The organism is Citrobacter sp. CK191 (assembly GCF_030333435.1).
GTDB classification, from domain to species: Bacteria; Pseudomonadota; Gammaproteobacteria; order Enterobacterales; family Enterobacteriaceae; genus Citrobacter_B; species Citrobacter_B koseri.
In genome coordinates this window covers 737,857-763,312 of record NZ_JAOWFX010000031.1, presented here as the reverse complement: position 1 = coordinate 763,312, position 25,456 = coordinate 737,857, and the positions used below count along the sequence as shown (strand labels likewise).

Below are 25,456 nucleotides of genomic sequence, written 5' to 3'. Positions count from 1 at the left end.
TAATAACCATTATCAATAACTCATCTACCCCATTCGGTTCTATTTATACCCGCATTGGTCTAAGCCACAGGGAGATAACCAGGTCATGACGGAGTCACCGCAAACGCAATCTGAAATCTCTATTCACCAGTTGGTGGTCGGGAAACCTGCAAACGATGGCAATATTCCTGCTCAGTGTGAACTGCTGCGCTGTTCGTTGCAGGAAGGTATGGATATTTTGCTCTGGAGGGGCCATTTTGCGCGGCCTGAGACGTTGCAGCTACACGACGATCTGGGCAGGATTAACTTCTCGTGCATCCTGGAAGGCACATCGCGCTTTGCGATTCAGGGACTCAGGCGCCACACCGACTGGGAGCTTGCGCGTAATCGCCATTACATTACCCATACGCCAGACTGCCGCGGCAGCGCCTCCTATTGTGGCCGATTCGAGAGCATTACCCTCTCCTTCAGCCCTGAAACCCTCGCGCTGTGGGTGCCGGATATTAGCGCGGTCATTAAGAATAAGATCGACTCCCACTGCTGTTGCCAGCAGCAGCGTTGTAATGCTGAAACCCACTTAACGGCTCAGGCCTTGCGTCACGCGCTGATGCGCATGCACGGCGGCTTCAGCCATGAACAAAAGCCGTCAACGCTATGGTTGCAGGGGCAAAGTCTGGTCATGCTCAGTCTGGTGCTGGATGAACATCGCGAAGACGCCAGTTGCCTCTCCTGCCACTTCAACCCGATGGAACGCCAGAAACTGCTGCGGGCGAAGGATCTGCTGCTGGCTGATCTGACGCAAGCGCCGGGCGTCGCGGAGCTGGCCAGAGAGTCCGGTCTGAGCGTTCTCAAAATTAAGCGAGGCTTCCGCGTTCTGTTCAACAACAGCGTCTATGGCCTGTTTCAGGCTGAACGAATGCAGGAAGCCAGAAGACGCCTGGCCAACGGCAATACCTCCGTCATGACGGTGGCGGCCGATCTGGGCTATGCCAACGCCAGCCATTTTTCTGCCGCCTTCCAGAAACAGTTTGGCGTAACCCCTTCGACCTTTAAACGCGTGATGTAACCGGGGTCGCGCCCCCCTAAATTCCTCCCTGACAGAGGCCCGGATACCCCATCCGGGCCTCTGTTCTTTCCGCCTGTTATCAACCCGAAACGGGCATAAATAAACCCGTTTCGGGTAGCATCCAATTGTTAATAATTATTATTCTCACATGAGCAATGCTTTTCGGTAAGACGTGCCATCAGGAGGAAGAATGATTTCTGGCGCACCATCTCAGGATTCGCTGTTACCGGACAACCGCCACGCGGCTGATTACCAACAATTACGCGAGCGGCTTATACAGGAACTGAATTTAACGCCGCAGCAGTTACATGACGAAAGCAATCTGATCCAGGCCGGCCTGGATTCAATAAGATTGATGAGATGGTTACACTGGTTTCGTAAAAATGGCTACCGCCTTACCCTTCGCGAGCTGTATGCCGCCCCCACGCTGGCGGCATGGAACCAGTTAATGCTCAGCCGGTCGCCGGAGAACGCGGAAGAAGAAACGCCGCCCGACGAATCATCCTGGCCGAACATGACCGAAAGTACCCCCTTCCCATTGACGCCGGTACAGCACGCCTACCTGACGGGCCGCATGCCGGGGCAGACGCTTGGCGGCGTGGGTTGCCACCTGTATCAGGAGTTTGAAGGCCATTGTCTGACGGCGTCGCAGCTGGAGCAGGCCATCACGACCTTGCTGCAACGCCACCCAATGCTGCATATCGCCTTTCGCCCCGACGGGCAGCAGGTCTGGCTACCGCAACCTTACTGGAACGGCGTCACCGTTCATGATTTACGCCATAACGACGCTGAAAGCCGCCAGGCCTATCTGGACGCGCTACGCCAGCGCCTGAGCCACCGTCTTTTACGCGTGGAAATCGGCGAAACGTTTGATTTTCAGCTGACGCTCTTGCCGGACAATCGCCACCGCCTCCATGTCAATATTGACCTGCTGATTATGGATGCCTCCAGCTTTACGCTTTTCTTCGATGAGCTTAACGCCCTGCTGGCCGGAGAATCGCTGTCGGCTATCGACACCCGCTATGATTTCCGTTCGTATTTGCTGCACCAGCAGAAGATCAATCAACCACTGAGAGACGACGCGCGCGCTTACTGGCTGGCGAAAGCACCGACGCTTCCCTCCGCGCCCGTCTTGCCGCTGGCCTGCGAACCCGCCACGCTGCGTGAAGTCCGTAATACCCGACGCCGCATGATTGTCCCGGCAACACGCTGGCACGCCTTTAGCAACCGGGCCGGCGAGTATGGCGTGACGCCGACAATGGCGCTGGCGACCTGTTTTTCTGCCGTGCTGGCTCGCTGGGGCGGCCTGACGCGTCTGCTGCTTAACATCACCTTATTCGACCGCCAGCCGCTGCACCCGGCGGTTGGCGCGATGCTTGCCGACTTCACCAATATTCTTCTGCTGGATACCGCCTGCGATGGCGATACCGTCAGCAACCTGGCGCGTAAAAACCAGCTCACGTTTACGGAGGACTGGGAGCATCGCCACTGGTCCGGCGTCGAGCTACTCCGTGAACTCAAACGCCAGCAGCGCTACCCCCACGGCGCCCCGGTGGTATTTACCAGCAATCTGGGGCGTTCCCTCTACAGCAGCCGCGCAGAATCGCCGTTGGGCGAGCCGGAATGGGGCATCTCGCAAACGCCGCAGGTCTGGATAGATCATCTGGCGTTCGAGCATCACGGCGAGGTCTGGCTGCAATGGGACAGCAACGATGCGCTGTTCCCTCCGGCGTTAGTCGAAACGTTGTTCGACGCCTACTGCCAGTTGATTAACCAACTCTGCGATGACGAAAGCGCCTGGCAAAAGCCGTTCGCAGATATGATGCCCGCCAGCCAGCGCGCGATACGCGAACGGGTCAACGCCACCGGCGCCCCCATTCCCGAAGGCTTGCTGCATGAAGGCATTTTCCGTATCGCTCTGCAACAGCCGCAGGCGTTGGCGGTAACGGACATGCGTTATCAGTGGAATTATCATGAGCTGACAGACTATGCCCGCCGTTGTGCAGGCAGGTTAATCGAGTGCGGGGTTCAGCCCGGCGATAATGTGGCTATCACGATGTCGAAAGGCGCAGGACAACTTGTTGCAGTTCTGGCCGTCCTGCTGACCGGGGCGGTTTACGTTCCGGTTTCGCTGGATCAGCCTGCCGCACGGCGCGAGAAAATCTACGCTGACGCCAGCGTCCGGCTGGTGCTCATTTGTCAGCACGACGCCAGCGCCTGGTCAGACGATATTCCCGTCCTTGCCTGGCAGCAGGCCATTGAGGCGGAGCCGATCGCCAACCCGGTAGTACGCGCCCCCACGCAACCGGCCTACATTATCTACACCTCCGGCTCTACCGGTACGCCGAAAGGGGTAGTCATTTCTCACCGGGGAGCGCTTAACACCTGTTGCGATATCAATACCCGCTATCAGGTTGGCCCGCATGACAGGGTGCTGGCCCTCTCCGCCCTGCATTTTGATTTATCGGTTTACGACATTTTTGGCGTACTGCGCGCGGGCGGCGCGCTGGTGATGGTGATGGAAAATCAACGGCGCGATCCTCACGCATGGTGTGAGCTGATCCAGCGCCATCAGGTCACGCTCTGGAACAGCGTCCCGGCGCTGTTCGATATGCTGCTGACCTGGTGTGAAGGTTTCGCCGACGCCACGCCGGAAAACCTGCGCGCAGTGATGCTTTCCGGCGACTGGATCGGGCTTGACCTCCCCGCCCGTTATCGGGCCTTCCGGCCACAAGGACAATTTATCGCGATGGGCGGCGCCACCGAGGCGTCTATCTGGTCTAACGCCTGCGAAATTCACGACGTCCCCGCCCACTGGCGCTCCATCCCTTACGGTTTTCCGCTAACCAACCAACGCTACCGGGTGGTGGATGAACAGGGCCGGGACTGCCCTGACTGGGTGCCGGGTGAATTATGGATTGGAGGCATTGGGGTCGCGGAAGGCTATTTCAACGATCCCCTGCGCAGCGAGCAGCAATTTTTGACGCTCCCGGACGAGCGCTGGTATCGCACCGGCGATCTCGGCTGCTACTGGCCAGATGGCACAATCGAGTTCCTCGGTCGTCGCGACAAGCAGGTCAAAGTCGGAGGATATCGCATCGAGCTGGGCGAAATCGAAAGCGCGCTCAGCCAGCTGGCGGGGGTGAAACAAGCAACCGTTCTGGCGATCGGCGAAAAAGAAAAAACGCTGGCGGCATACGTGGTTCCTCAGGGCGAGGCTTTTTGCGTTACCGATCATCGGAACCCGGCACTGCCGCAGGCGTGGCACACGCTTGCGGGAACGTTGCCCTGTTGCGCCATCTCGCCAGAGATCTCCGCAGAACAGGTAGCCGATTTCCTTCAGCATCGCCTGTTAAAACTGAAGCCGGGTCACACCGCTGGCGCCGATCCTCTCCCCCTGATGAACTCACTCGCTATCCAGCCGCGCTGGCAGGCCGTGGTGGAACGCTGGTTAGCATTTCTGGTGACACAACGGCGACTGAAGCCCGCTGCTGAAGGTTATCAGGTCTGCGCTGGTGAAGAACGCGAGAATGAGCACCCGCACTTCAGCGGACATGATTTAACGTTATCGCAAATTCTTCGCGGCGCCCGTAACGAACTGTCGTTACTGAACGACGCGCAGTGGTCGCCGGAAAGCCTGGCCTTCAACCATCCGGCCAGCGCCCCGTATATTCAGGAACTGGCGACAATTTGCCAACAGCTTGCACAGCGCTTACAGCGCCCGGTACGCCTGCTTGAGGTGGGAACCCGCACCGGCCGCGCCGCAGAATCGCTGTTGGCACAGCTCAACGCCGGACAGATTGAGTATGTCGGGCTTGAGCAGAGCCAGGAGATGCTGCTGAGCGCCCGGCAGAGGCTCGCCTCCTGGCCTGGTGCCCGTCTGTCCCCCTGGAATGCAGACACGCTGGCGGCGCACGCTCACTCGGCGGACATTATCTGGCTTAATAACGCCCTGCATCGTCTGCTGCCGGAAGATCCCGGGCTCCTTGCGACATTACAACAGCTTGCCGTTCCCGGCGCGCTGCTCTACGTGATGGAGTTTCGCCAGTTAACGCCGTCCGCCCTGCTCAGCACGCTCCTGTTAACCAATGGGCAGCCGGAGGCCTTGCTGCATAACAGCGCCGACTGGGCGGCATTATTTAGCACGGCCGCCTTCAACTGTCAGCATGGCGATGAGGTCGCGGGGTTACAACGCTTCCTCGTACAATGTCCTGACAGGCAGGTGCGCCGCGATCCCCGTCAACTTCAGGCCGCCCTCGCCGGGCGTCTGCCGGGGTGGATGGTGCCGCAACGGATCGTCTTCCTCGACGCCTTACCGCTGACGGCTAACGGGAAGATTGACTATCAATCACTGAAGCGTCGTCATACCCCTGAAGCGGAAAACCCGGCCGAAGCGGATTTACCCCAGGGCGACATTGAAAAACAGGTTGCCGCCCTCTGGCAGCAACTCTTATCGACTGGCAATGTCACCAGAGAAACCGACTTCTTCCAGCAAGGCGGCGATAGCCTGCTGGCGACCCGTCTGACCGGGCAACTTCATCAGGCAGGTTATGAAGCGCAATTAAGCGACCTGTTTAATCATCCCCGGCTGGCGGATTTTGCCGCCACGCTGCGTAAAATCGACGTCCCGGTCGAACAACCATTCGTCCACTCCCCTGAAGATCGCTACCAGCCCTTTGCGCTTACCGACGTGCAGCAGGCTTACCTGGTGGGACGTCAGCCAGGCTTTGCCCTGGGCGGCGTCGGCTCACATTTCTTTGTTGAATTTGAAATTGCCGATCTGGACCTCACCCGGCTGGAGACGGTCTGGAACCGATTAATCGCCCGCCACGATATGCTGCGCGCCATCGTGCGTGATGGACAGCAACAGGTGCTCGAACAGACGCCCCCCTGGGTGATACCCGCACACACCCTCCATACGCCTGAAGAGGCGTTGCGGGTACGCGAAAAACTGGCGCATCAGGTACTCAACCCCGAAGTGTGGCCGGTATTCGATCTCCAGGTCGGATACGTGGACGGGATGCCTGCCCGCCTGTGGCTGTGTCTGGATAACCTGTTGCTTGACGGTCTGAGCATGCAGATCCTGCTGGCGGAGCTGGAGCACAGCTACCGCTACCCGCAACAGTTGCTTCCGCCGCTGCCCGTCACCTTCAGGGATTATCTGCAACAGCACTCGCTACAGTCGCCCAATCCAGATTCTCTGGCATGGTGGCAGGCGCAGCTTGATGATATTCCTCCGGCGCCTGCGTTGCCGCTGCGCTGCTTGCCTCAGGAGGTTGAAACACCGAGCTTCGCCCGCCTGAACGGCGCGCTGGACAGCACGCGCTGGCATCGGCTGAAAAAACGGGCGGCTGACGCCCATCTCACCCCGTCGGCCGTGCTGTTGTCGGTGTGGTCAACGGTTCTCTCTGCATGGAGTGCGCAGCCTGAGTTCACGCTTAACCTTACGCTTTTCGACAGGCGACCGCTGCACCCGCAAATCAACCAGATTCTGGGCGATTTCACCTCGCTGATGCTGCTGAGCTGGCATCCCGGCGAAAGCTGGCTGCACAGCGCGCAGTCACTACAGCAGCGGCTGAGCCAGAACCTCAACCACCGCGATGTGTCAGCCATCCGCGTGATGCGTCAACTGGCGCAACGGCAAAACGTGCCTGCCGTTCCGATGCCCGTCGTCTTTACCAGCGCGCTGGGCTTTGAGCAGGATAACTTCCTCGCCCGGCGTAATCTGCTCAAACCGGTCTGGGGCATCTCCCAGACGCCGCAGGTCTGGCTCGATCACCAGGTTTATGAATCCGAAGGCGAACTGCGCTTTAACTGGGATTTTGTCGCCGCGCTGTTTCCTGCCGGGCAGGTGGAGCGCCAGTTTGAACAGTATTGCGCATTGCTAAACCGAATGGCCGAGGATGAAAGCGGCTGGCAACTGCCGCTCGCCGCGCTGGTGCCTCCCGTTAAACACGCAGGGCAATGCGCAGAACGCTCACCGCGCGTATGCCCTGAGCACTCTCAGCCACACATTGCGGCGGACGAGAGCACCGTCAGCCTGATTTGCGACGCCTTCCGCGAGGTGGTTGGCGAGTCTGTCACACCCGCAGAAAACTTCTTTGAGGCGGGCGCAACGTCGCTGAATCTGGTGCAACTGCACGTTTTGTTACAACGTCACGAATTTTCCACCCTGACGTTGCTTGACCTCTTCACCCACCCTTCTCCTGCCGCCCTGGCCGATTATCTGGCCGGCGTCGCCACGGTGGAGAAAACAAAACGTCCTCGCCCTGTTCGCCGTCATCAGCGGCGGATATAGCGCGAAGCAAACTGATTTTCCCCGGAACGCCATCGCGAACGCCTGGCGTTCCATTGACTTTGTGAATCTTAGGAAACGGGACCGATTATGGATAACTTGCGCTTCTCTTCTGCGCCGACAGCAGATTCCATTGATGCATCGATCGCTCAACACTACCCGGACTGCGAACCTGTCGCGGTTATCGGCTACGCCTGCCATTTTCCTGAATCGCCGGATGGCGAAACGTTCTGGCAAAACCTGCTGGAAGGTCGTGAATGCAGCCGACGCTTTACGCGCGAAGAGCTTCTGGCCGTCGGTCTGGATGCCGCCATCATTGACGATCCTCATTATGTCAATATCGGTACGGTGTTAGACAACGCCGACTGCTTCGACGCCACCCTGTTTGGCTATTCGCGACAGGAAGCGGAGTCGATGGACCCGCAGCAGCGCCTGTTTTTGCAGGCGGTCTGGCATGCGCTGGAACATGCCGGTTATGCCCCCGGCGCCGTCCCCCATAAGACCGGCGTTTTCGCCTCTTCCCGGATGAGTACCTACCCCGGTCGCGAAGCATTGAACGTGACAGAAGTCGCGCAGGTAAAGGGTCTGCAATCTCTGATGGGCAATGATAAAGACTATATTGCCACCCGCGCCGCGTACAAACTCAACCTGCACGGCCCGGCGTTATCGGTACAGACCGCCTGTTCCAGCTCGCTGGTTGCCGTGCATCTGGCCTGTGAAAGCCTGCGCGCGGGCGAATCCGATATGGCGGTTGCCGGCGGCGTGGCGCTCTCTTTCCCCCAGCAGGCGGGCTACCGCTACCAGCCCGGAATGATTTTCTCTCCCGATGGTCACTGTCGTCCTTTTGACGCCTCGGCTGAGGGCACCTGGGCCGGTAACGGTCTCGGCTGCGTGGTGCTGCGTCGCCTGAGAGACGCGCTGCTGTCAGGCGATCCGATTATCTCGGTGATCCTCTCCAGCGCGGTCAACAACGACGGCAACAGAAAGGTCGGCTATACCGCCCCTTCCGTCGCAGGGCAACAGGCGGTCATCGAAGAGGCGTTAATGCTGGCGGCCATCGACGACAGGCAGGTAGGTTACATTGAAACCCACGGCACCGGCACACCGCTGGGCGACGCGATTGAAATTGAAGCGTTACGCAACGTCTATGCGCCTCGCCCGCAGGATCAGCGCTGTGCACTCGGTTCCGTGAAAAGTAATATGGGGCATCTGGATACCGCAGCGGGCATTGCCGGACTGCTGAAAACCGTTCTGGCAGTCAGCCGCGGACAAATTCCACCCTTACTGAATTTTCACACCCCCAACCCGGCGCTGAAACTTGAAGAGAGTCCCTTTACCATACCGGTGTCGGCGCAGGCGTGGCAGGACGAAATGCGCTATGCGGGCGTCTCCTCCTTTGGTATTGGCGGCACCAACTGCCATATGATCGTCGCCTCGCTGCCCGATGCGCTCAACGCGTGCCTCCCCAATACGGATGGCGGCAGAAAAAGTACCGCGCTGCTACTCAGCGCCGCCAGCGACAGCGCGTTGCGGCGGCTGGCGACGGATTATGCCGGGGCGCTGAGAGAGAATGCGGATGCCAGCGATCTGGCCTTCACGGCCCTGCACGCGCGCCGTCTCGATCTTCCCTTCCGCCTGGCGGCGCCATTAAACCGTGAAACCGCTACGGCGCTCAGCGCCTGGGCCGGTGAGAAATCGGGGGCGCTGGTTTACAGCGGCCACGGCGCCAGCGGCAAGCAGGTGTGGCTGTTTACCGGCCAGGGCTCGCACTGGCGCACTATGGGTCAGACAATGTACCAGCACTCAACGGCGTTTGCCGACACGCTGGATCGCTGTTTTTCCGCCTGTAGCGAAATGCTCACGCCATCACTGCGCGAAGCGATGTTTAACCCCGACTCGGCGCAGCTGGACAATATGGCCTGGGCGCAACCGGCGATTGTCGCGTTTGAAATCGCGATGGCGGCGCACTGGCGCGCTGAAGGACTGAAGCCAGACTTCGCCATTGGGCATTCCGTCGGTGAATTTGCCGCTGCCGTTGTCTGCGGACACTATACGATTGAACAGGTCATGCCACTGGTTTGTCGGCGCGGCGCGCTAATGCAGCAGTGCGCAAGCGGCGCGATGGTGGCGGTATTTGCAGACGAAGACACGCTGATGCCGCTGGCTCGCCAGTTTGAGCTGGATCTCGCCGCCAACAATGGCATGCAACATACGGTATTTTCCGGGCCGGAAGCCCGCCTCGCGGTATTTTGCGCCACGCTCTCGCAGCATGACATTAACTATCGTCGCCTGAGCGTAACCGGCGCGGCGCACTCCGCTTTACTGGAGCCGATACTCGATCGGTTCCAGGACGCCTGCGCGGGGCTGCACGCGGAGGCGGGGCAAATACCGATTATTTCCACGCTCACCGCCGACGTCATTGATGAGTCAACGCTCAACCAGGCGGATTACTGGCGCCGACACATGCGCCAGCCGGTGCGTTTTATCCAGAGTATTCAGGTGGCGCATCAGCTCGGCGCCCGCGTTTTTCTGGAGATGGGGCCCGATGCCCAGTTGGTTGCTTCCGGGCAACGCGAATACCGCGATAACGCATACTGGATAGCCAGCGCCCGGCGTAACAAAGAGGCGAGCGATGTCCTCAATCAGGCCCTGCTCCAGCTTTACGCTGCCGGCGTCGCCCTACCGTGGGCCGACCTGCTGGCGGGCGATGGACAACGTATCGCTGCGCCATGTTATCCGTTTGATACTGAGCGTTACTGGAAAGAGCGCGTCTCCCCGGCCTGCGAGCCTGCCGACGCAGCGCTGTCTGCCGGGCTGGAGGTGGCGAGTCGCGCCGCGACAGCGCTCGATCTCCCCCGTCTGGAAGCGCTTAAACAGTGCGCCACGCGACTGCACGCCATCTACGTCGATCAACTGGTACAACGCTGTACCGGCGATGCCATTGAAAACGGTGTGGACGCCATGACCATCATGCGCCGTGGACGTCTGCTGCCCCGCTACCAGCAGCTACTCCAGCGCCTGCTGAATAACTGCGTGGTCGACGGCGATTACCGCTGCACCGACGGGCGATACGTCCGCGCCCGCCCCATTGAACATCAACAGCGGGAATCACTGCTGACGGAACTTGCCGGTTATTGTGAAGGTTTTCAGGCTATTCCCGACACCATCGCCCGTGCCGGCGATCGGTTATATGAAATGATGAGCGGCGCGGAAGAACCGGTGGCGATTATCTTCCCGCAAAGCGCCTCCGACGGCGTGGAGGTGTTGTATCAGGAATTCAGCTTTGGCCGCTATTTCAACCAAATCGCCGCCGGGGTATTACGCGGCATTGTCCAGACGCGTCAGCCCCGCCAGCCGTTGCGTATTCTTGAAGTTGGTGGCGGCACCGGCGGCACCACCGCGTGGCTGCTGCCGGAACTTAACGGCGTTCCGGCGCTGGAGTACCATTTCACCGATATCTCGGCGCTGTTCACCCGCCGCGCCCAGCAGAAATTCGCCGACTATGATTTTGTGAAGTATAGCGAGCTGGATCTCGAAAAAGAGGCGCAGTCTCAGGGTTTCCAGGCACAGTCTTACGATCTTATCGTGGCGGCGAACGTGATTCACGCCACCCGCCATATTGGCCGCACGCTCGATAATCTGCGCCCCCTGCTCAAGCCGGGCGGGCGCCTGCTGATGCGCGAAATCACCCAGCCAATGCGTCTGTTTGACTTCGTTTTCGGCCCGCTGGTTCTTCCACTACAGGATCTCGACGCCCGCGAAGGCGAGTTATTCCTCACCACCGCTCAGTGGCAGCAACAGTGCCACCACGCTGGATTCAGCAAAGTGGCGTGGCTACCGCAGGATGGCAGCCCGACCGCCGGGATGAGCGAACATATCATTCTCGCCACGCTGCCCGGTCAGGCGGTTAGCGCCGTAACATTCACCGCGCCATCAGAACCCGTGTTGGGGCAGGCGCTGACGGATAACGGTGATTATCTCGCCGACTGGTCTGATTGCGCAGGTCAGCCTGAACGGTTTAACGCCCGCTGGCAGGAGGCCTGGCGTCTGCTCTCACAGCGTCATGGCGACGCTCTGCCTGTGGAACCGCCCCTCGTCGCCGCCCCGGAGTGGCTGGGGGAGGTTCGCTTAAGCTGGCAAAACGAAGCCTTTTCCCGCGGTCAGATGCACGTTGAAGCCCGTCATCCTGATGGCGAGTGGCTGCTGCTATCGCCAGCCGCGCCTCTTCCTGCGCCGCAGACGCATTATCAATGGCGCTGGACGCCCCTCAGCATCGCCAGCGTTGACCATCCGCTTACCTTCAGCTTCAGCTTCAGCGCCGGTACGCTTGCGCGCAGCGACGAGCTGGCGCAATACGGCATCATTCACGATCCGCACGCCTCTTCGCAACTGATGATTGTTGAGGAGAGCGAGGATACGCTGGCCTTAGCGGAGAAAGTGATAGCGGCGCTCACCGCCAGCGCAGCCGGATTGATTGTGGTCACCCGCCGCGCGTGGCGAGTCGAGGACAATGAGGCACTCTCTGCGTCCCATCACGCGCTATGGGCCTTGCTTCGCGTCGCGGCCAACGAACAGCCGGAACGGTTGATTGCCGCCATCGATCTCGCCGAAAACACCCCGTGGGAAACGCTGCATCAAGGGTTGAGCGCAGTCTCACTATCACAGCGCTGGCTTGCCGCGCGGGGTAACACCCTCTGGCTCCCTTCACTGGCGCCCAATACGGGATGCGCCGCCGAATTACCGGCAAACGTGTTTACCGGCGATAACCGCTGGCATCTGGTGACCGGAGCGTTTGGCGGATTAGGCCGCCTTGCCGTGAACTGGCTCAGAGAAAAAGGGGCGCGACGCATCGCCCTGCTGGCGCCGCGCGTGGATGAGTCATGGCTACGCGATGTGGAGGGCGGGCAGACGCGCGTCTGCCGTTGTGATGTGGGCGATGCCGGGCAACTGGCCACGGTTCTTGACGATCTGGCGGCCAACGGCGGCATTGCCGGAGCGATTCATGCCGCTGGCGTATTGGCTGACGCGCCCTTGCAGGAGCTTGACGACCACCAGCTGGCCACCGTTTTTGCGGTAAAAGCGCAGGCGGCAAGCCAGCTGTTGCAAACCCTGCGCAACCACGACGGACGCTATCTTATTCTCTACTCTTCCGCTGCCGCCACCCTCGGCGCGCCGGGTCAGAGCGCCCATGCGCTGGCCTGCGGCTATCTGGACGGGCTGGCCCAGCAGTTTTCCACCCTTGATGCGCCGAAAACGCTCTCTGTCGCCTGGGGCGCATGGGGAGAAAGCGGTCGGGCGGCCACGCCGGAAATGCTGGCGACGCTCGCCAGCCGTGGTATGGGCGCGTTAAGCGATGCCGAAGGCTGCTGGCACCTGGAACAGGCGGTGATGCGCGCTGCTCCGTGGCGACTGGCGATGCGCGTTTTTACCGACAAAATGCCCCCGTTACAACAGGCTCTGTTTAACATCAGCGCCACAGAAAAAGCCGCAACGCCTGTCATTCCTCCTGCTGATGACAACGCCTTTAACGGCAGCCTGAGCGATGAAACGGCGGTGATGGCATGGCTGAAAAAGCGGATTGCGGTTCAGCTAAGGCTGAGCGATCCAGCGTCGCTGTGCCCAAACCAGGATCTGTTGCAACTCGGCATGGACTCGCTGCTCTTCCTTGAACTCAGTAGCGATATTCAGCACTACCTGGGCGTACGCATCAATGCGGAACGGGCGTGGCAGGATCTGTCTCCTCATGGACTCACGCAGCTTATCTGTTCTAAGCCAGAGACGACGCCTGCCGCTTCGCAGCCGGAAGTGTTGCGGCACGATGCCGACGAGCGTTATGCGCCCTTCCCTTTGACGCCCATTCAGCACGCCTACTGGCTGGGGCGAACCCACCTCATTGGCTATGGCGGCGTCGCCTGTCACGTCCTGTTTGAGTGGGATAAACGCCACGATGAGTTCGATCTCGCCATACTGGAGAAAGCATGGAACCAGCTCATCGCACGCCACGATATGTTGCGCATGGTGGTTGATGCCGACGGGCAGCAGCGAGTCCTGGCGACAACGCCGGAGTATCACATCCCACGCGACGATCTGCGCGCGCTTTCCCCGGAAGAACAGCGTATAGCGCTGGAAAAACGGCGGCATGAACTGAGCTATCGCGTTTTGCCTGCCGACCAGTGGCCTCTCTTTGAACTGGTGGTCAGCGAAATCGACGATTGCCATTACCGCCTGCACATGAACCTCGACCTTTTGCAGTTCGATGTGCAGAGTTTTAAAGTCATGATGGACGATCTGGCGCAGGTCTGGCGCGGCGAAACGCTGGCGCCGCTCGCTATTACCTTCCGTGATTATGTAATGGCTGAGCAGGCGCGCCGACAGACATCGGCATGGCACGATGCCTGGGATTACTGGCAGGAAAAACTGCCGCAACTGCCTTTAGCGCCAGAGCTGCCGGTGGTTGAGACGCCCCCGGAAACGCCACACTTTACCACCTTCAAATCGACGGTCGGCAAGACAGAATGGCAGACCGTGAAACAGCGCTGGCAGCAGCAAGGCGTCACACCGTCTGCCGCGCTGCTCACGCTGTTTGCCGCCACCCTTGAGCGCTGGAGCCGCACCACGGCATTTACGCTGAACCTGACGTTCTTCAATCGCCAGCCGATCCATCCGCAAATCAACCAGTTGATTGGTGATTTTACCTCCGTCACGCTGGTTGATTTTAACTTCTCATCGCCGGTGACGTTGCAAGAGCAGATGCAACAGACCCAACAGCGCCTCTGGCAAAACATGGCGCACAGTGAAATGAACGGTGTTGAGGTGATCCGCGAGCTGGGCCGCCTGCGCGGGTCACAACGTCAACCGCTAATGCCGGTGGTGTTTACCAGTATGCTGGGGATGACGCTGGAAGGCATGACTATCGATCAGGCGATGAGCCATCTGTTCGGCGAACCCTGCTATGTGTTCACGCAAACGCCGCAGGTCTGGCTGGATCATCAGGTCATGGAGAGCGACGGCGAGTTGATGTTTAGCTGGTACTGCATGGACAACGTGCTGGAACCCGGCGCTGCCGAGGCGATGTTTAATGACTATTGCGCCATCCTGCAAGCCGTCATCGCCGCCCCTGAAAGCCTGAAGACTCTCGCCAGCGGCATCGCCGGGTACATTCCCCGCCGACGCTGGCCGCTGAACGCACAGACGGACTACGACCTGCGGGATATTGAGCAGGCGACGCTCGAATACCCCGGCATCCGGCAGGCCAGAGCGGAAATGACCGAACAGGGCGCGTTGACGCTGGATATCGTGATGGCCGACGATCCGTCGCCATCAGCGGCGACGCCTGATGAGCACGAACTTACCCAACTGGCGCTGCCGTTGCCTGAGCAGGCGCAGCTTGATGAGCTGGAGGCGACCTGGCGCTGGCTGGAGGCGCGTGCGCTACAGGGGATCGCGGCTACGCTAAATCGTCACGGCCTGTTTACCACGCCGGAGATCGCCCATCGCTTTAGCGCAATAGTACAGGCGCTGTCCGCGCAAGCGTCTCACCAGCGTCTGCTGCGCCAGTGGCTACAGTGTCTGACGGAAAGAGCGTGGTTAATCCGCGAAGGTGAAAGCTGGCGCTGCCGCGTTCCGCTCAGCGAGATTCCTGAGCCTCAGGAAGCGTGCCCGCCAAGCCAATGGAGCCAGGCGCTGGCGCAGTATCTGGAAACCTGCATCGCCCAGCACGACGCCCTCTTCTCCGGGCAGTGTTCACCGCTGGAATTGCTGTTCAACGAGCAGCATCGCGTGACCGACGCGCTGTATCGCGATAACCCCGCCAGCGTCTGTCTGAATCACTATACCGCGCAGATTGCCGCCTTGTGCGGCGCAGAACGGATTCTGGAGGTTGGCGCCGGAACCGCAGCCACTACCGCGCCGGTGCTGAAGGCCACGCGGAACACGCGGCAGTCGTACCACTTCACGGACGTCTCCGCGCAGTTCCTCAATGACGCCAAAGCCCGTTTCCATGATGAATCGCGGGTGTCTTATGCCTTGTTCGACATCAACCAGCCGCTGGATTTCACCGCCCACCCGGAAGCGGGTTACGACCTGATCGTTGCCGTCAATGTGCTCCACGACGCCAGCCATGTCGTCCAGACGTTGCGCAGATTAAAACTGTTGCTGAAAGCCGGCGGACGTTTGCTGATCGTTGAAGCGACGGAGCGAAACAGCGTATTCCAGCTGGCGAGCGTGGGCTTTATTGAGGGATTAAGCGGATACCGCGATTTCCGCCGCCGGGATGAGAAACCGATGCTCACCCGCTCCGCATGGCAGGAGGTTCTCGTTCAGGCCGGGTTTGCAAACGAGCTGGCGTGGCCCGCGCAGGAATCGTCGCCGCTGCGTCAGCATCTGCTGCTGGCGCGTTCGCCTGGCGTAAATCGCCCGGATAAAGAAGCCGTGAGCCGCTATTTACAGCAGCGCTTTGGCACCGGTCTGCCCGTTTTACAGATCCGGCAAAGAGAAGCGTTATTTACGCCGCTGCATGCCCCGTCTGATGCGCTGATTGAGCCAGCCAAACCCACGCCAGTTGCCGGGGGGAATCCGGCGCTGGAAAAACAGGTGGCTGAACTCTGGCAATCGCTGCTGTCTCGCCCCGTGGCAAGGCATCACGACTTTTTCGAACTGGGCGGCGACAGCCTGATGGCGACAAGGATGGTCGCGCAGCTAAACCGGAGAGGGATTGCCAGGGCTAACCTTCAGGATCTGTTCAGCCATTCGACGCTGAGCGACTTCTGCGCCCATCTACAGGCGGCTACGTCAGGAGAGGATAACCCGATACCCCTTTGCCAGGGCGACGGCGACGAAACCCTGTTCGTCTTCCACGCTTCGGACGGCGATATCAGCGCCTGGCTGCCGCTCGCCAGCGCGCTGAACAGGCGCGTTTTCGGCCTGCAAGCAAAATCGCCGCAGCGCTTTGCCACGCTTGACCAGATGATCGATGAGTATGTCGGGTGCATCCGTCGCCAGCAGCCTCACGGCCCTTATGTACTGGCGGGTTGGTCGTATGGCGCGTTTCTCGCGGCGGGCGCCGCACAGCGCCTGTACGCCAAAGGCGAGCAGGTTAGGATCGCGTTAATCGATCCCGTGTGCCGACAGGATTTCTGTTGCGAAAACCGGGCGGCCCTGCTGCGCCTGTTAGCCGAAGGACAAACGCCTCTGGCACTGCCCGAACATTTCGACCAGCAGACGCCCGACAGCCAGCTTGCCGACTTTATCAGCCTCGCTAAAACGGCCGGTATGGTGTCGCAAAACCTGACGCTGCAAGCGGCAGAAACGTGGCTCGACAACATCGCGCATCTGCTGCGTTTACTGACTGAGCATACGCCGGGCGAAAGCGTTCCTGTCCCCTGTTTCATGGTGTATGCCGCCGGGAGACCCGCGCGCTGGACGCCAGCAGAAACCGAGTGGCAGGGCTGGATAAACAACGCCGACGACGCTGTGATTGAAGCCAGCCACTGGCAAATCATGATGGAAGCCCCCCACGTTCAGGCTTGTGCGCAACACATTACGCGCTGGCTTTGCGCAACCTCAACGCAACCGGAGAACACGTTATGATGCCGTCCGCCTCCCCAAAACAACGCGTACTGATTGTGGGCGCCAAATTTGGCGAAATGTACCTGAATGCCTTTATGCAGCCCCCGGAGGGGCTGGAACTGGTCGGCCTGCTGGCGCAGGGAAGCGCCCGCTCAAGAGAGCTGGCCCATGCGTTTGGCATTCCGCTGTATACCTCGCCGGAACAGATAACCAGGATGCCGGATATCGCCTGTATTGTCGTGCGTTCGACCGTCGCCGGAGGAACCGGTACGCAGCTTGCCAGACACTTTCTGACGCGCGGCGTACACGTCATTCAGGAGCATCCCCTCCACCCGGATGACATCAGTTCCTTACAAACGCTGGCGCAGGAACAGGGCTGCTGCTATTGGGTAAACACGTTTTATCCGCATACGCGCGCGGGACGCGCATGGCTTCGCGATGCGCAGCAGCTGCGTCGCTGCCTGGCTAAGACGCCGCCGGTAGTCCACGTCACCACCAGCCGACAGTTGCTCTACTCCACGCTGGATTTGTTGTTGCTGGCTCTGGGCGTTGATGCCGCCGCCGTGGAGTGCGACGTGGTTGGCAGCTTTAGCGATTTTCACTGCCTGAGACTCTTCTGGCCGGAGGGAGAAGCCTGCCTGCTGCTTCAGCGCTATCTCGATCCTGACGATCCAGATATGCATAGCCTTATCATGCACCGCCTGCTGCTGGGCTGGCCGGAAGGTCATCTTTCGCTGGAGGCGAGCTACGGCCCCGTCATCTGGTCATCCAGCCTGTTTGTCGCAGACCATCAGGAGAACGCCCACAGTCTCTACCGCAGACCGGAGATCCTGCGCGATCCGCCGGGTCTGACGCGCAGCGCGGCGCCCCTGAGCTGGCGTGACTGCTGCGAAACCGTCGGGCCGGAGGGCGTCAACTGGTTGCTACACCAGTTGCGCAGCCATCTGGCGGGCGAACATCCACCAGCGGCCTGCCAAAGCGTACATCAGATCGCGTTATCACGTTTATGGCAGCAGATTTTACGTAAGACCGGCAATGCGGAGATCAGACGCCTGACGCCGCCGCACCACGACCGGTTAGCCGGTTTCTACAACGATGATGATAAGGAGGCGCTGTGACGCAATCTGCAATGTGCATCCCGCTATGGCCCGCCCGGAACGGCAATACTGCGCATCTGGTCATGTGCCCTTTCGCTGGCGGCAGCAGTAGCGCGTTTCGCCACTGGCGAGACAATCAAATGGCGAACAGCGCGCTTTCTCTGGTGACCTGGCCGGGGCGCGATCGCCTTCGCCATCTGGAACCGCTCAGAAGCATTACACAACTGGCGGCACTGCTGGCGAACGAACTGGAAGCGTCCGTATCGCCTGACACGCCGCTTTTACTCGCCGGGCACAGCATGGGAGCGCAGGTGGCGTTTGAAACCTGCCGACTTCTGGAGCAACGGGGGCATGCGCCGCAAGGACTGATTATTTCCGGGTGCCATGCCCCGCATCTGCATTCTGAACGCCAGCTCAGCCATCGCGATGATGCCGACTTTATCGCTGAGCTGATAGACATTGGCGGATGTTCTCCTGAACTGCGGGAAAACCAGGAATTAATGTCGCTGTTTCTTCCTCTTCTGCGCGCTGATTTTTACGCCACCGAGAGCTATCACTACGACTCGCCCGACGTCTGTCCGCCGCTGCGCACGCCTGCGCTGTTATTGTGCGGCAGCCACGATCGCGAAGCCTCCTGGCAGCAGGTCGATGCCTGGCGTCAGTGGCTGAACCACGTTACAGGCCCGGTGGTGATTGACGGCGATCATTTCTATCCCATTCAACAAGCCCGGTCCTTTTTTACGCAGATTGTCCGCCATTTTCCCCACGCATTTTCTGCAATGACCGCGTTGCAAAAACAGCCCAGCACTTCAGAAAGGTGACGCATGAATTCTTCCTTTGAATCTCTGATTGAACAGTATCCCTTACCCATTGCCGAACAATTGCGCCACTGGGCGGCCCGTTATGCCTCGCGAATTGCCGTTGTTGATGCAAAGGGGTCGTTAACCTACAGCGCGCTTGATGCACGGGTCGACGAACTTGCCGCTGGTCTGTCATCACTGGGTTTGCGTTCGGGGGAACATGTGATTGTGCAGCTTCCCAACGACAACGCGTTTGTTACCCTGCTGTTCGCCTTGTTAAGACTGGGCGTTATCCCCGTGCTGGCGATGCCCTCGCAACGGGCGCTGGATATCGACGCGCTGATTGAGCTGGCGCAACCCGTCGCTTACGTTATTCACGGGGAAAACCACGCAGAGCTGGCCCGACAGATGGCGCACAAACACGCCTGCTTGCGTCATGTCCTGGTCGCAGGAGAGACCGTGAGCGACGATTTTACGCCGCTCTTCTCTCTTCACGGTGAGCGACTGGCGTGGCCGCAGCCTGATGTTTCCGCCACCGCGTTGCTGCTGCTTTCAGGCGGCACAACCGGCACGCCCAAACTCATCCCGCGCCGACATGCCGACTATAGCTATAACTTCAGCGCTTCTGCTGAACTGTGCGGCATCAGTCAACAGAGCGTGTATCTCGCCGTCCTCCCGGTGGCGCATAACTTTCCGCTGGCCTGCCCCGGCATTCTGGGAACGCTTGCCTGCGGCGGAAAAGTGGTGCTGACCGACAGCGCCAGCTGTGATGAGGTGATGCCTTTAATCGCGCAGGAAGGCGTGACTCACGTCGCCCTGGTTCCGGCGCTGGCGCAATTATGGGTGCAGGCCAGGGAGTGGGAAGACAGCGACCTTTCGTCGCTGCGCGTCATTCAGGCAGGCGGCGCCCGGCTCGACCCGACGCTTGCTGAGCAGGTTATCGCCACCTTTGACTGTACCCTGCAACAGGTCTTCGGTATGGCGGAAGGCCTGCTCTGTTTTACCCGGCTGGACGATCCGCATACCACCATTCTCCACAGCCAGGGGCGCCCGTTGTCCCCTCTGGATGAAATCCGCATCGTTGATCAAGACGAGAACGACGTCGCACCGGGCGAAACCGGGCAATTGTTAACGCGCGGCCCTTATACCATCTCGGGCTATTACCGCGCCCCTGCTCACAACGCGCAGGCCTTTACTGCGCAAGGGTTTTACCGCACTGGCGATAATGTCAGGCTGGATGAGGCGGGGAACCTGCACGTTGAGGGACGCATAAAAGAGCAGATCAACCGCGCCGGAGAAAAAATAGCCGCGGCTGAAGTGGAATCGGCACTGCTGCGTTTAGCGGAAGTGCAAGATTGCGCGGTGGTCGCCGCACCGGACACGCTGCTTGGCGAGCGGATCTGCGCGTTTATCATCGCGCAGCAGGTGCCAACTGACTATCAGCAGTTGCGTCAACAACTGACCCGTATGGGGCTCAGCGCGTGGAAAATTCCTGACCAAATCGAGTTTCTGGACCACTGGCCGCTCACCGCCGTCGGCAAGATAGACAAAAAACGCCTGACGGCTCTCGCCGTCGACCGTTATCGCCATTCTGCCCAATAAGCGCAAACCGACCCGAAACAGGTTGAAATAAACCCGTTTCGGGTAGCACCACTATTAGAAATAGTTATCATTTTCAATTCACCATTGTCGGTATTTTTGGCGTTTCGCCGTCTTACAGGGACTCACAACAATGAAAATGACACGGCTTTATCCTCTGGCCTTGGGGGGATTATTGCTCCCCGCCATTGCTAATGCCCAGACTTCACAGCAAGACGAAAGCACGCTGGTGGTTACCGCCAGTAAACAATCTTCCCGCTCGGCATCAGCCAACAATGTCTCGTCTACCGTTGTCAGCGCGCCGGAATTAAGCGACGCCGGCGTTACCGCCAGCGACAAACTCCCCAGAGTCTTGCCTGGGCTCAATATTGAAAATAGCGGCAACATGCTTTTTTCGACGATCTCGCTACGCGGCGTCTCTTCGGCGCAGGACTTCTATAACCCCGCCGTCACCCTGTATGTCGATGGCGTCCCTCAGCTTTCCACCAACACCATCCAGGCGCTTACCGATGTGCAAAGCGTGGAGTTGCTGCGAGGCCCACAGGGAACGTTATATGGCAAAAGCGCTCAGGGCGGGATCATCAACATCGTCACCCAGCAGCCGGACAGCACGCCGCGCGGCTATATTGAAGGCGGCGTCAGCAGCCGCGACAGTTATCGAAGTAAGTTCAACCTGAGCGGCCCCATTCAGGATGGCCTGCTGTACGGCAGCGTCACCCTGTTACGCCAGGTTGATGACGGCGACATGATTAACCCCGCGACGGGAAGCGATGATTTAGGCGGCACCCGCGCCAGCATAGGGAATGTGAAACTGCGTCTGGCACCGGACGATCAGCCCTGGGAAATGGGCTTTGCCGCCTCACGCGAATGTACCCGCGCCACCCAGGACGCCTATGTGGGATGGAATGATATTAAGGGCCGTAAGCTGTCGATCAGCGATGGTTCACCAGACCCGTACATGCGGCGCTGCACTGACAGCCAGACCCTGAGTGGGAAATACACCACCGATGACTGGGTTTTCAACCTGATCAGCGCCTGGCAGCAGCAGCATTATTCGCGCACCTTCCCTTCCGGTTCGTTAATCGTCAATATGCCTCAGCGCTGGAATCAGGATGTGCAGGAGCTGCGCGCCGCAACCCTGGGCGATGCGCGTACCGTTGATATGGTGTTTGGGCTGTACCGGCAGAACACCCGCGAGAAGTTAAATTCAGCCTACGACATGCCGACAATGCCTTATTTAAGCAGTACCGGCTATACCACCGCTGAAACGCTGGCCGCATACAGTGACCTGACCTGGCATTTAACCGATCGTTTTGATATCGGCGGCGGCGTGCGCTTCTCGCATGATAAATCCAGTACACAATATCACGGCAGCATGCTCGGCAACCCGTTTGGCGACCAGGGTAAGAGCAATGACGATCAGGTGCTCGGGCAGCTATCCGCAGGCTATATGCTGACCGACGACTGGAGAGTGTATACCCGTGTAGCCCAGGGATATAAACCTTCCGGGTACAACATCGTGCCTACTGCGGGTCTTGATGCCAAACCGTTCGTCGCCGAGAAATCCATCAACTATGAACTTGGCACCCGCTACGAAACCGCTGACGTCACGCTGCAAGCCGCGACGTTTTATACCCACACCAAAGACATGCAGCTTTACTCTGGCCCGGTCGGGATGCAGACATTAAGCAATGCGGGTAAAGCCGACGCCACCGGCGTTGAGCTTGAAGCGAAATGGCGGTTTGCGCCAGGCTGGTCATGGGATATCAATGGCAACGTGATCCGTTCCGAATTCACCAATGACAGTGAGTTGTATCACGGCAACCGGGTGCCGTTCGTACCACGTTATGGCGCGGGAAGCAGCGTGAACGGCGTGATTGATACGCGCTATGGCGCACTGATGCCCCGACTGGCGGTTAATCTGGTCGGGCCGCATTATTTCGATGGCGACAACCAGTTGCGGCAAGGCACCTATGCCACCCTGGACAGCAGCCTGGGCTGGCAGGCGACTGAACGGATGAACATTTCCGTCTATGTCGATAACCTGTTCGACCGTCGTTACCGTACCTATGGCTACATGAACGGCAGCAGCGCCGTCGCGCAGGTCAATATGGGGCGCACCGTCGGTATCAATACGCGAATTGATTTCTTCTGATCCTTTAAATAAGCAGGGATGCCGTCACGGCATCCCTGACGCGCTTATCCCACCCAAGGCAGCTCAGACTTGAGCTGACAGTTTCAAATCTGGCTGTTGGCTGTGAGTGAAGAACAGACATGGTTTTGAAGATATTACTGGCTTTTATTTAGTGTCAGTGTCTCAGTCCGTAATAGGTTTACTCATATTGATACCCGTAACCCTGAATCCGCTGGTTTCATAGACATGCCGGGCGCGAGCATTATCACCTGCAACACGCAATCTGATCTCTTTAAAACCCTTCGCTTGCAGATACTCTTCAAAAGCACGTAGAGATTGTTTGCCAAGCCCCAACCCCTGACTGGAGTTGAAAATATGAAAATCGTAGATAAAAACAGTGTGCTTAGTCGAGTCTGGTTTGTACCAGAGATAACCTACATGGTTGTTAGCCTTGTCCGACTGAGCAACAATACACATTAATACTTGCCCATGAGTATTAACTCCATCGGGAAGCATTTCCGAAATTTCCTGCTTCGCTCTGGCAAGAGAATCACGAAGGGATGCCCCGTAGTTTGATTCGATCTCATATGCATAATCATTAACAAAATATTCGAGATAAGCAGGATACTCATCTTTTGTCATCATTCGGAAAGAAATCACACCTGTCCCCTCACCCTTATCATGCTGAAAATATGAATATATTAATGACGATGCAGTCCTCTATCGTCAATCGTATTCACTTCTAAATACGCGTTCAGGCCAGGTGATTAACATAAAAAGGGTATTAATGTCCGCTCCTGGCACACAGCGGACACGTTAACTGGGCTAAAAGTCCGCTGTGAGCGAGGAGCGGACGTTGAGGCACCTAAAAATCGTCTCAACTTTCAACTTTTCTGACCCGTAATGTCCTGAGGAGCAAATCGTACAAACTATCCACTGCAGGAGAACCCTGGGAAGTACGGCTTCTGAACAATGAGACTTCCATGGGTTCAAGAGGCCCCAAAAGATGTTCACTGCCAAGAATTTGCAGATGAGGCGGCACGCTGCACTGGGTCAGCACCGCAACAGCCAGTCCACTTTCCACTGCGGTAATCTGCCCTGACAGGCTGGAGCTGTTATACACCACCTTATATCTCCGCCCCTGCAGTGCTAATGCGTTGATAGCACTACGTTTAGCAAGGCTTGTACTTTCATAAACCGCAATGGGTAATGGATCGCGCCGCCAGACCTCAAACTGTGGAGAACCCACCCACACCATCGGTTCATAAAACAGTAACGAGCCCTGGTTGGGATGTTCCCGGGAAACCAGTGCCAAATCGAGATCGCCGACCTCAACGCGGGGAATTAAAGACGTTGATTGCTCACAGCTCAGTTCGATCTCGACTGACCCAAAGTTAGGGGCAAATCTCTTCAGCGCAGGGGTAAGGTATTTTGCTGCATAGTCATCAGGGACCCCCAGACGAATACGCCCTGTTAACTCCTTACCGTGAAATGCGGCCTGCGTTTCAGCATGAAGGTCGAGTATCCTTCGGGCATATCCCAGCAGTTTTTGACCTTCAGACGTGAGTTGATGTTGACGAGGACCGCGAAGTAATAGCTGACACCCTAATGCAGATTCCAGCTTTTTAAGTTGCATGCTGACCGCAGATTGTGAGCGATGGACTTCAGGTGCCGCAGCCGAAAGCGATCCCGCATCCACTACCGCGACAAAACATTTAAGCCAGTCCATCTGGAGGTCTTGATAATGCACCTTTGAGCCTTGCATTCGGTAATCAAATATTAACATCAATTATTATGCGTTTTTATCGATTCCACAACACTGTCATAGTGGCCCCCTGTTTGCTTTCACTGTTATGAAGTTCATGAGGTCCCGGATGACGCATCACCAGCCCGATTTGTCTCAACTTAATCATTCGCTGATATGGGATGGTTTTCGGCAGCTTATCCCGGTTTCACTGTTTGTCGCTATTTTTGGTGCAGCCTTTGGCCTGGCCGCATCGCAGAAAGGAGTGGACCCGACGTCGGCGACAATGATGAGTTTGCTGGTTTTTGCCGGTTATGCTCAATTCGCCACCTTAGAGCTTTGGACCGATCAGGTTCCTGTATTAACCCTTATCGCCACCGTTTTTGCCATTAATGCCAGGCATCTGTTAATGGGGGCCACTTTATACCCGTGGTTGCGCGCGTTAACACCCGCTAAACGCTACGGGATCATGATGGTCGTTTCCGATGCTAACTGGGCCATGTCCATACAGGCATTCAGCAGGGGAAGCGCGGGGCTGGGATTACTCTTTGGTGGCGGTCTTGCGTTATGGCTTTTTTGGGGAGCAGGAACCCTGGCAGGACTGTATTTCGGGAGCGTTATCCAGGATCCCAAAAGCGCTGGTCTTGATATGGTCATGGGGTGTTTTCTCCTTTCTATGGTGTTCGAAGGGGAAAGAAACCTGAGGATGTGGATTATCTGGGCCGCAGCGGCCAGTGCCTCGCTGATAGCGTATAAATGGTTACCAGAAAATAGTCATGTGATCGCTGGAGCCCTCGCCGGAGGTATTACTGGAATTATCATGAGAGAGAAAAAATGAGTATTGAGACGGTAGGCACAGGACCTCTTATTATTATTTTTGTTATGGCGTTGGTCACCCTCGTTACCCGATGGGGTGGTGTCTGGATTATGTCTTTTGTGCCTTTTAATAACCGAATAAAAGCCTTTATTCAGGGGATGTCAGGCTCCGTTCTCGTGGCGATTTTAGCCCCCGTTGCCCTCACAGGCGACAAAGGCGCTCAGATGGCATTATTGACCACGGCCGTCGTGATGCTGGTTTTTAAAAGACCTTTAATTGCTATCACCCTTGGGATTGTCGTTTCAGCCCTGGTCAGATATTTTTAAACCGTTCTGAGCTAATCCTCCGATACATTTAA

The 25,456-nt window shown here is 58.2% G+C and carries 11 protein-coding genes; 9 read left to right on the top strand and 2 right to left on the bottom strand.

Annotation, left to right across the window (positions count from 1 at the left end; all coding sequences use genetic code 11):
* Positions 1-85 precede the first annotated feature (85 nt).
* The 7 genes from ybtA (at position 86) to fyuA (ending at position 22,558) form a co-directional block, all read left to right on the top strand.
* Positions 86-1,045 (top strand): yersiniabactin transcriptional regulator YbtA, encoded by a 960-nt coding sequence (gene ybtA, locus OGV82_RS15285; protein WP_000140406.1) that lies wholly within the window; start codon positions 86-88, stop codon positions 1,043-1,045.
* A 190-nt stretch (positions 1,046-1,235) separates the two neighbouring features.
* Positions 1,236-7,343 carry a yersiniabactin non-ribosomal peptide synthetase HMWP2 gene (gene irp2 / locus OGV82_RS15280; RefSeq protein ID WP_047463392.1) on the top strand — a complete coding sequence of 2,036 codons (6,108 nt, stop codon included), beginning with the start codon at positions 1,236-1,238 and terminating at the stop codon, positions 7,341-7,343.
* 87 nt (positions 7,344-7,430) lie between these two features.
* Positions 7,431-16,928, top strand: a complete 9,498-nt coding sequence (gene irp1, locus OGV82_RS15275; protein WP_101744133.1) for a yersiniabactin polyketide synthase HMWP1 — start codon at positions 7,431-7,433, stop codon at positions 16,926-16,928.
* Positions 16,925-18,025: a yersiniabactin biosynthesis oxidoreductase YbtU gene (gene ybtU / locus OGV82_RS15270; RefSeq protein WP_047463390.1), complete on the top strand. Its 1,101-nt coding sequence runs from the start codon at positions 16,925-16,927 to the stop codon at positions 18,023-18,025. The genes irp1 and ybtU overlap by 4 nt, the downstream gene beginning before the upstream one ends.
* Positions 18,022-18,825, top strand: coding sequence for a yersiniabactin biosynthesis thioesterase YbtT (gene ybtT, locus OGV82_RS15265; protein ID WP_047463387.1), 804 nt, complete (start codon positions 18,022-18,024; stop codon positions 18,823-18,825). Before ybtU ends, ybtT begins: the two co-directional genes overlap by 4 nt.
* Before the next feature lie 3 nt (positions 18,826-18,828).
* Positions 18,829-20,406 (top strand): yersiniabactin biosynthesis salycil-AMP ligase YbtE, encoded by a 1,578-nt coding sequence (gene ybtE / locus OGV82_RS15260; protein ID WP_047463385.1) that lies wholly within the window; start codon positions 18,829-18,831, stop codon positions 20,404-20,406.
* 130 nt (positions 20,407-20,536) lie between these two features.
* Entirely contained in the window at positions 20,537-22,558 is a 2,022-nt protein-coding gene (fyuA, locus tag OGV82_RS15255) for a siderophore yersiniabactin receptor FyuA (protein WP_000784549.1), read from the top strand.
* A 162-nt stretch (positions 22,559-22,720) separates the two neighbouring features.
* On the opposite strand, the gene OGV82_RS15250 is transcribed toward fyuA, so the two are convergent.
* Both OGV82_RS15250 and OGV82_RS15245 read right to left on the bottom strand, forming a co-directional pair.
* A complete protein-coding gene (locus OGV82_RS15250) occupies positions 22,721-23,197 on the bottom strand; it encodes a GNAT family N-acetyltransferase (RefSeq protein WP_024130286.1) in 477 nt (158 codons plus the stop codon).
* A 217-nt stretch (positions 23,198-23,414) separates the two neighbouring features.
* A complete protein-coding gene (locus tag OGV82_RS15245; protein ID WP_233607618.1) occupies positions 23,415-24,266 on the bottom strand; it encodes a LysR family transcriptional regulator in 852 nt (283 codons plus the stop codon).
* 145 nt (positions 24,267-24,411) lie between these two features.
* Between OGV82_RS15245 and OGV82_RS15240 the strand changes: the two genes are divergently transcribed.
* Positions 24,412-25,119 carry an AzlC family ABC transporter permease gene (locus tag OGV82_RS15240; RefSeq protein WP_047462808.1) on the top strand — a complete coding sequence of 236 codons (708 nt, stop codon included), beginning with the start codon at positions 24,412-24,414 and terminating at the stop codon, positions 25,117-25,119.
* Positions 25,116-25,424: an AzlD family protein gene (locus tag OGV82_RS15235; RefSeq protein WP_047462811.1), complete on the top strand. Its 309-nt coding sequence runs from the start codon at positions 25,116-25,118 to the stop codon at positions 25,422-25,424. Before OGV82_RS15240 ends, OGV82_RS15235 begins: the two co-directional genes overlap by 4 nt.
* Positions 25,425-25,456: the final 32 nt, after the last annotated feature.

Bases quoted from the DNA above. Each gene is read 5' to 3' on its own strand.
- ybtA (WP_000140406.1), top strand. From the start codon at position 86: ATGACGGAGTCACCGCAAACGCAATCTGAAATCTCTATTCACCAGTTG.
- irp2 (WP_047463392.1), top strand. From the start codon at position 1,236: ATGATTTCTGGCGCACCATCTCAGGATTCGCTGTTACCGGACAACCGC.
- irp1 (WP_101744133.1), top strand. From the start codon at position 7,431: ATGGATAACTTGCGCTTCTCTTCTGCGCCGACAGCAGATTCCATTGAT.
- ybtU (WP_047463390.1), top strand. From the start codon at position 16,925: ATGATGCCGTCCGCCTCCCCAAAACAACGCGTACTGATTGTGGGCGCC.
- ybtE (WP_047463385.1), top strand. From the start codon at position 18,829: ATGAATTCTTCCTTTGAATCTCTGATTGAACAGTATCCCTTACCCATT.
- fyuA (WP_000784549.1), top strand. From the start codon at position 20,537: ATGAAAATGACACGGCTTTATCCTCTGGCCTTGGGGGGATTATTGCTC.
- OGV82_RS15245 (WP_233607618.1), bottom strand. From the start codon at position 24,266: ATGGACTGGCTTAAATGTTTTGTCGCGGTAGTGGATGCGGGATCGCTT.
- OGV82_RS15240 (WP_047462808.1), top strand. From the start codon at position 24,412: ATGACGCATCACCAGCCCGATTTGTCTCAACTTAATCATTCGCTGATA.
- OGV82_RS15235 (WP_047462811.1), top strand. From the start codon at position 25,116: ATGAGTATTGAGACGGTAGGCACAGGACCTCTTATTATTATTTTTGTT.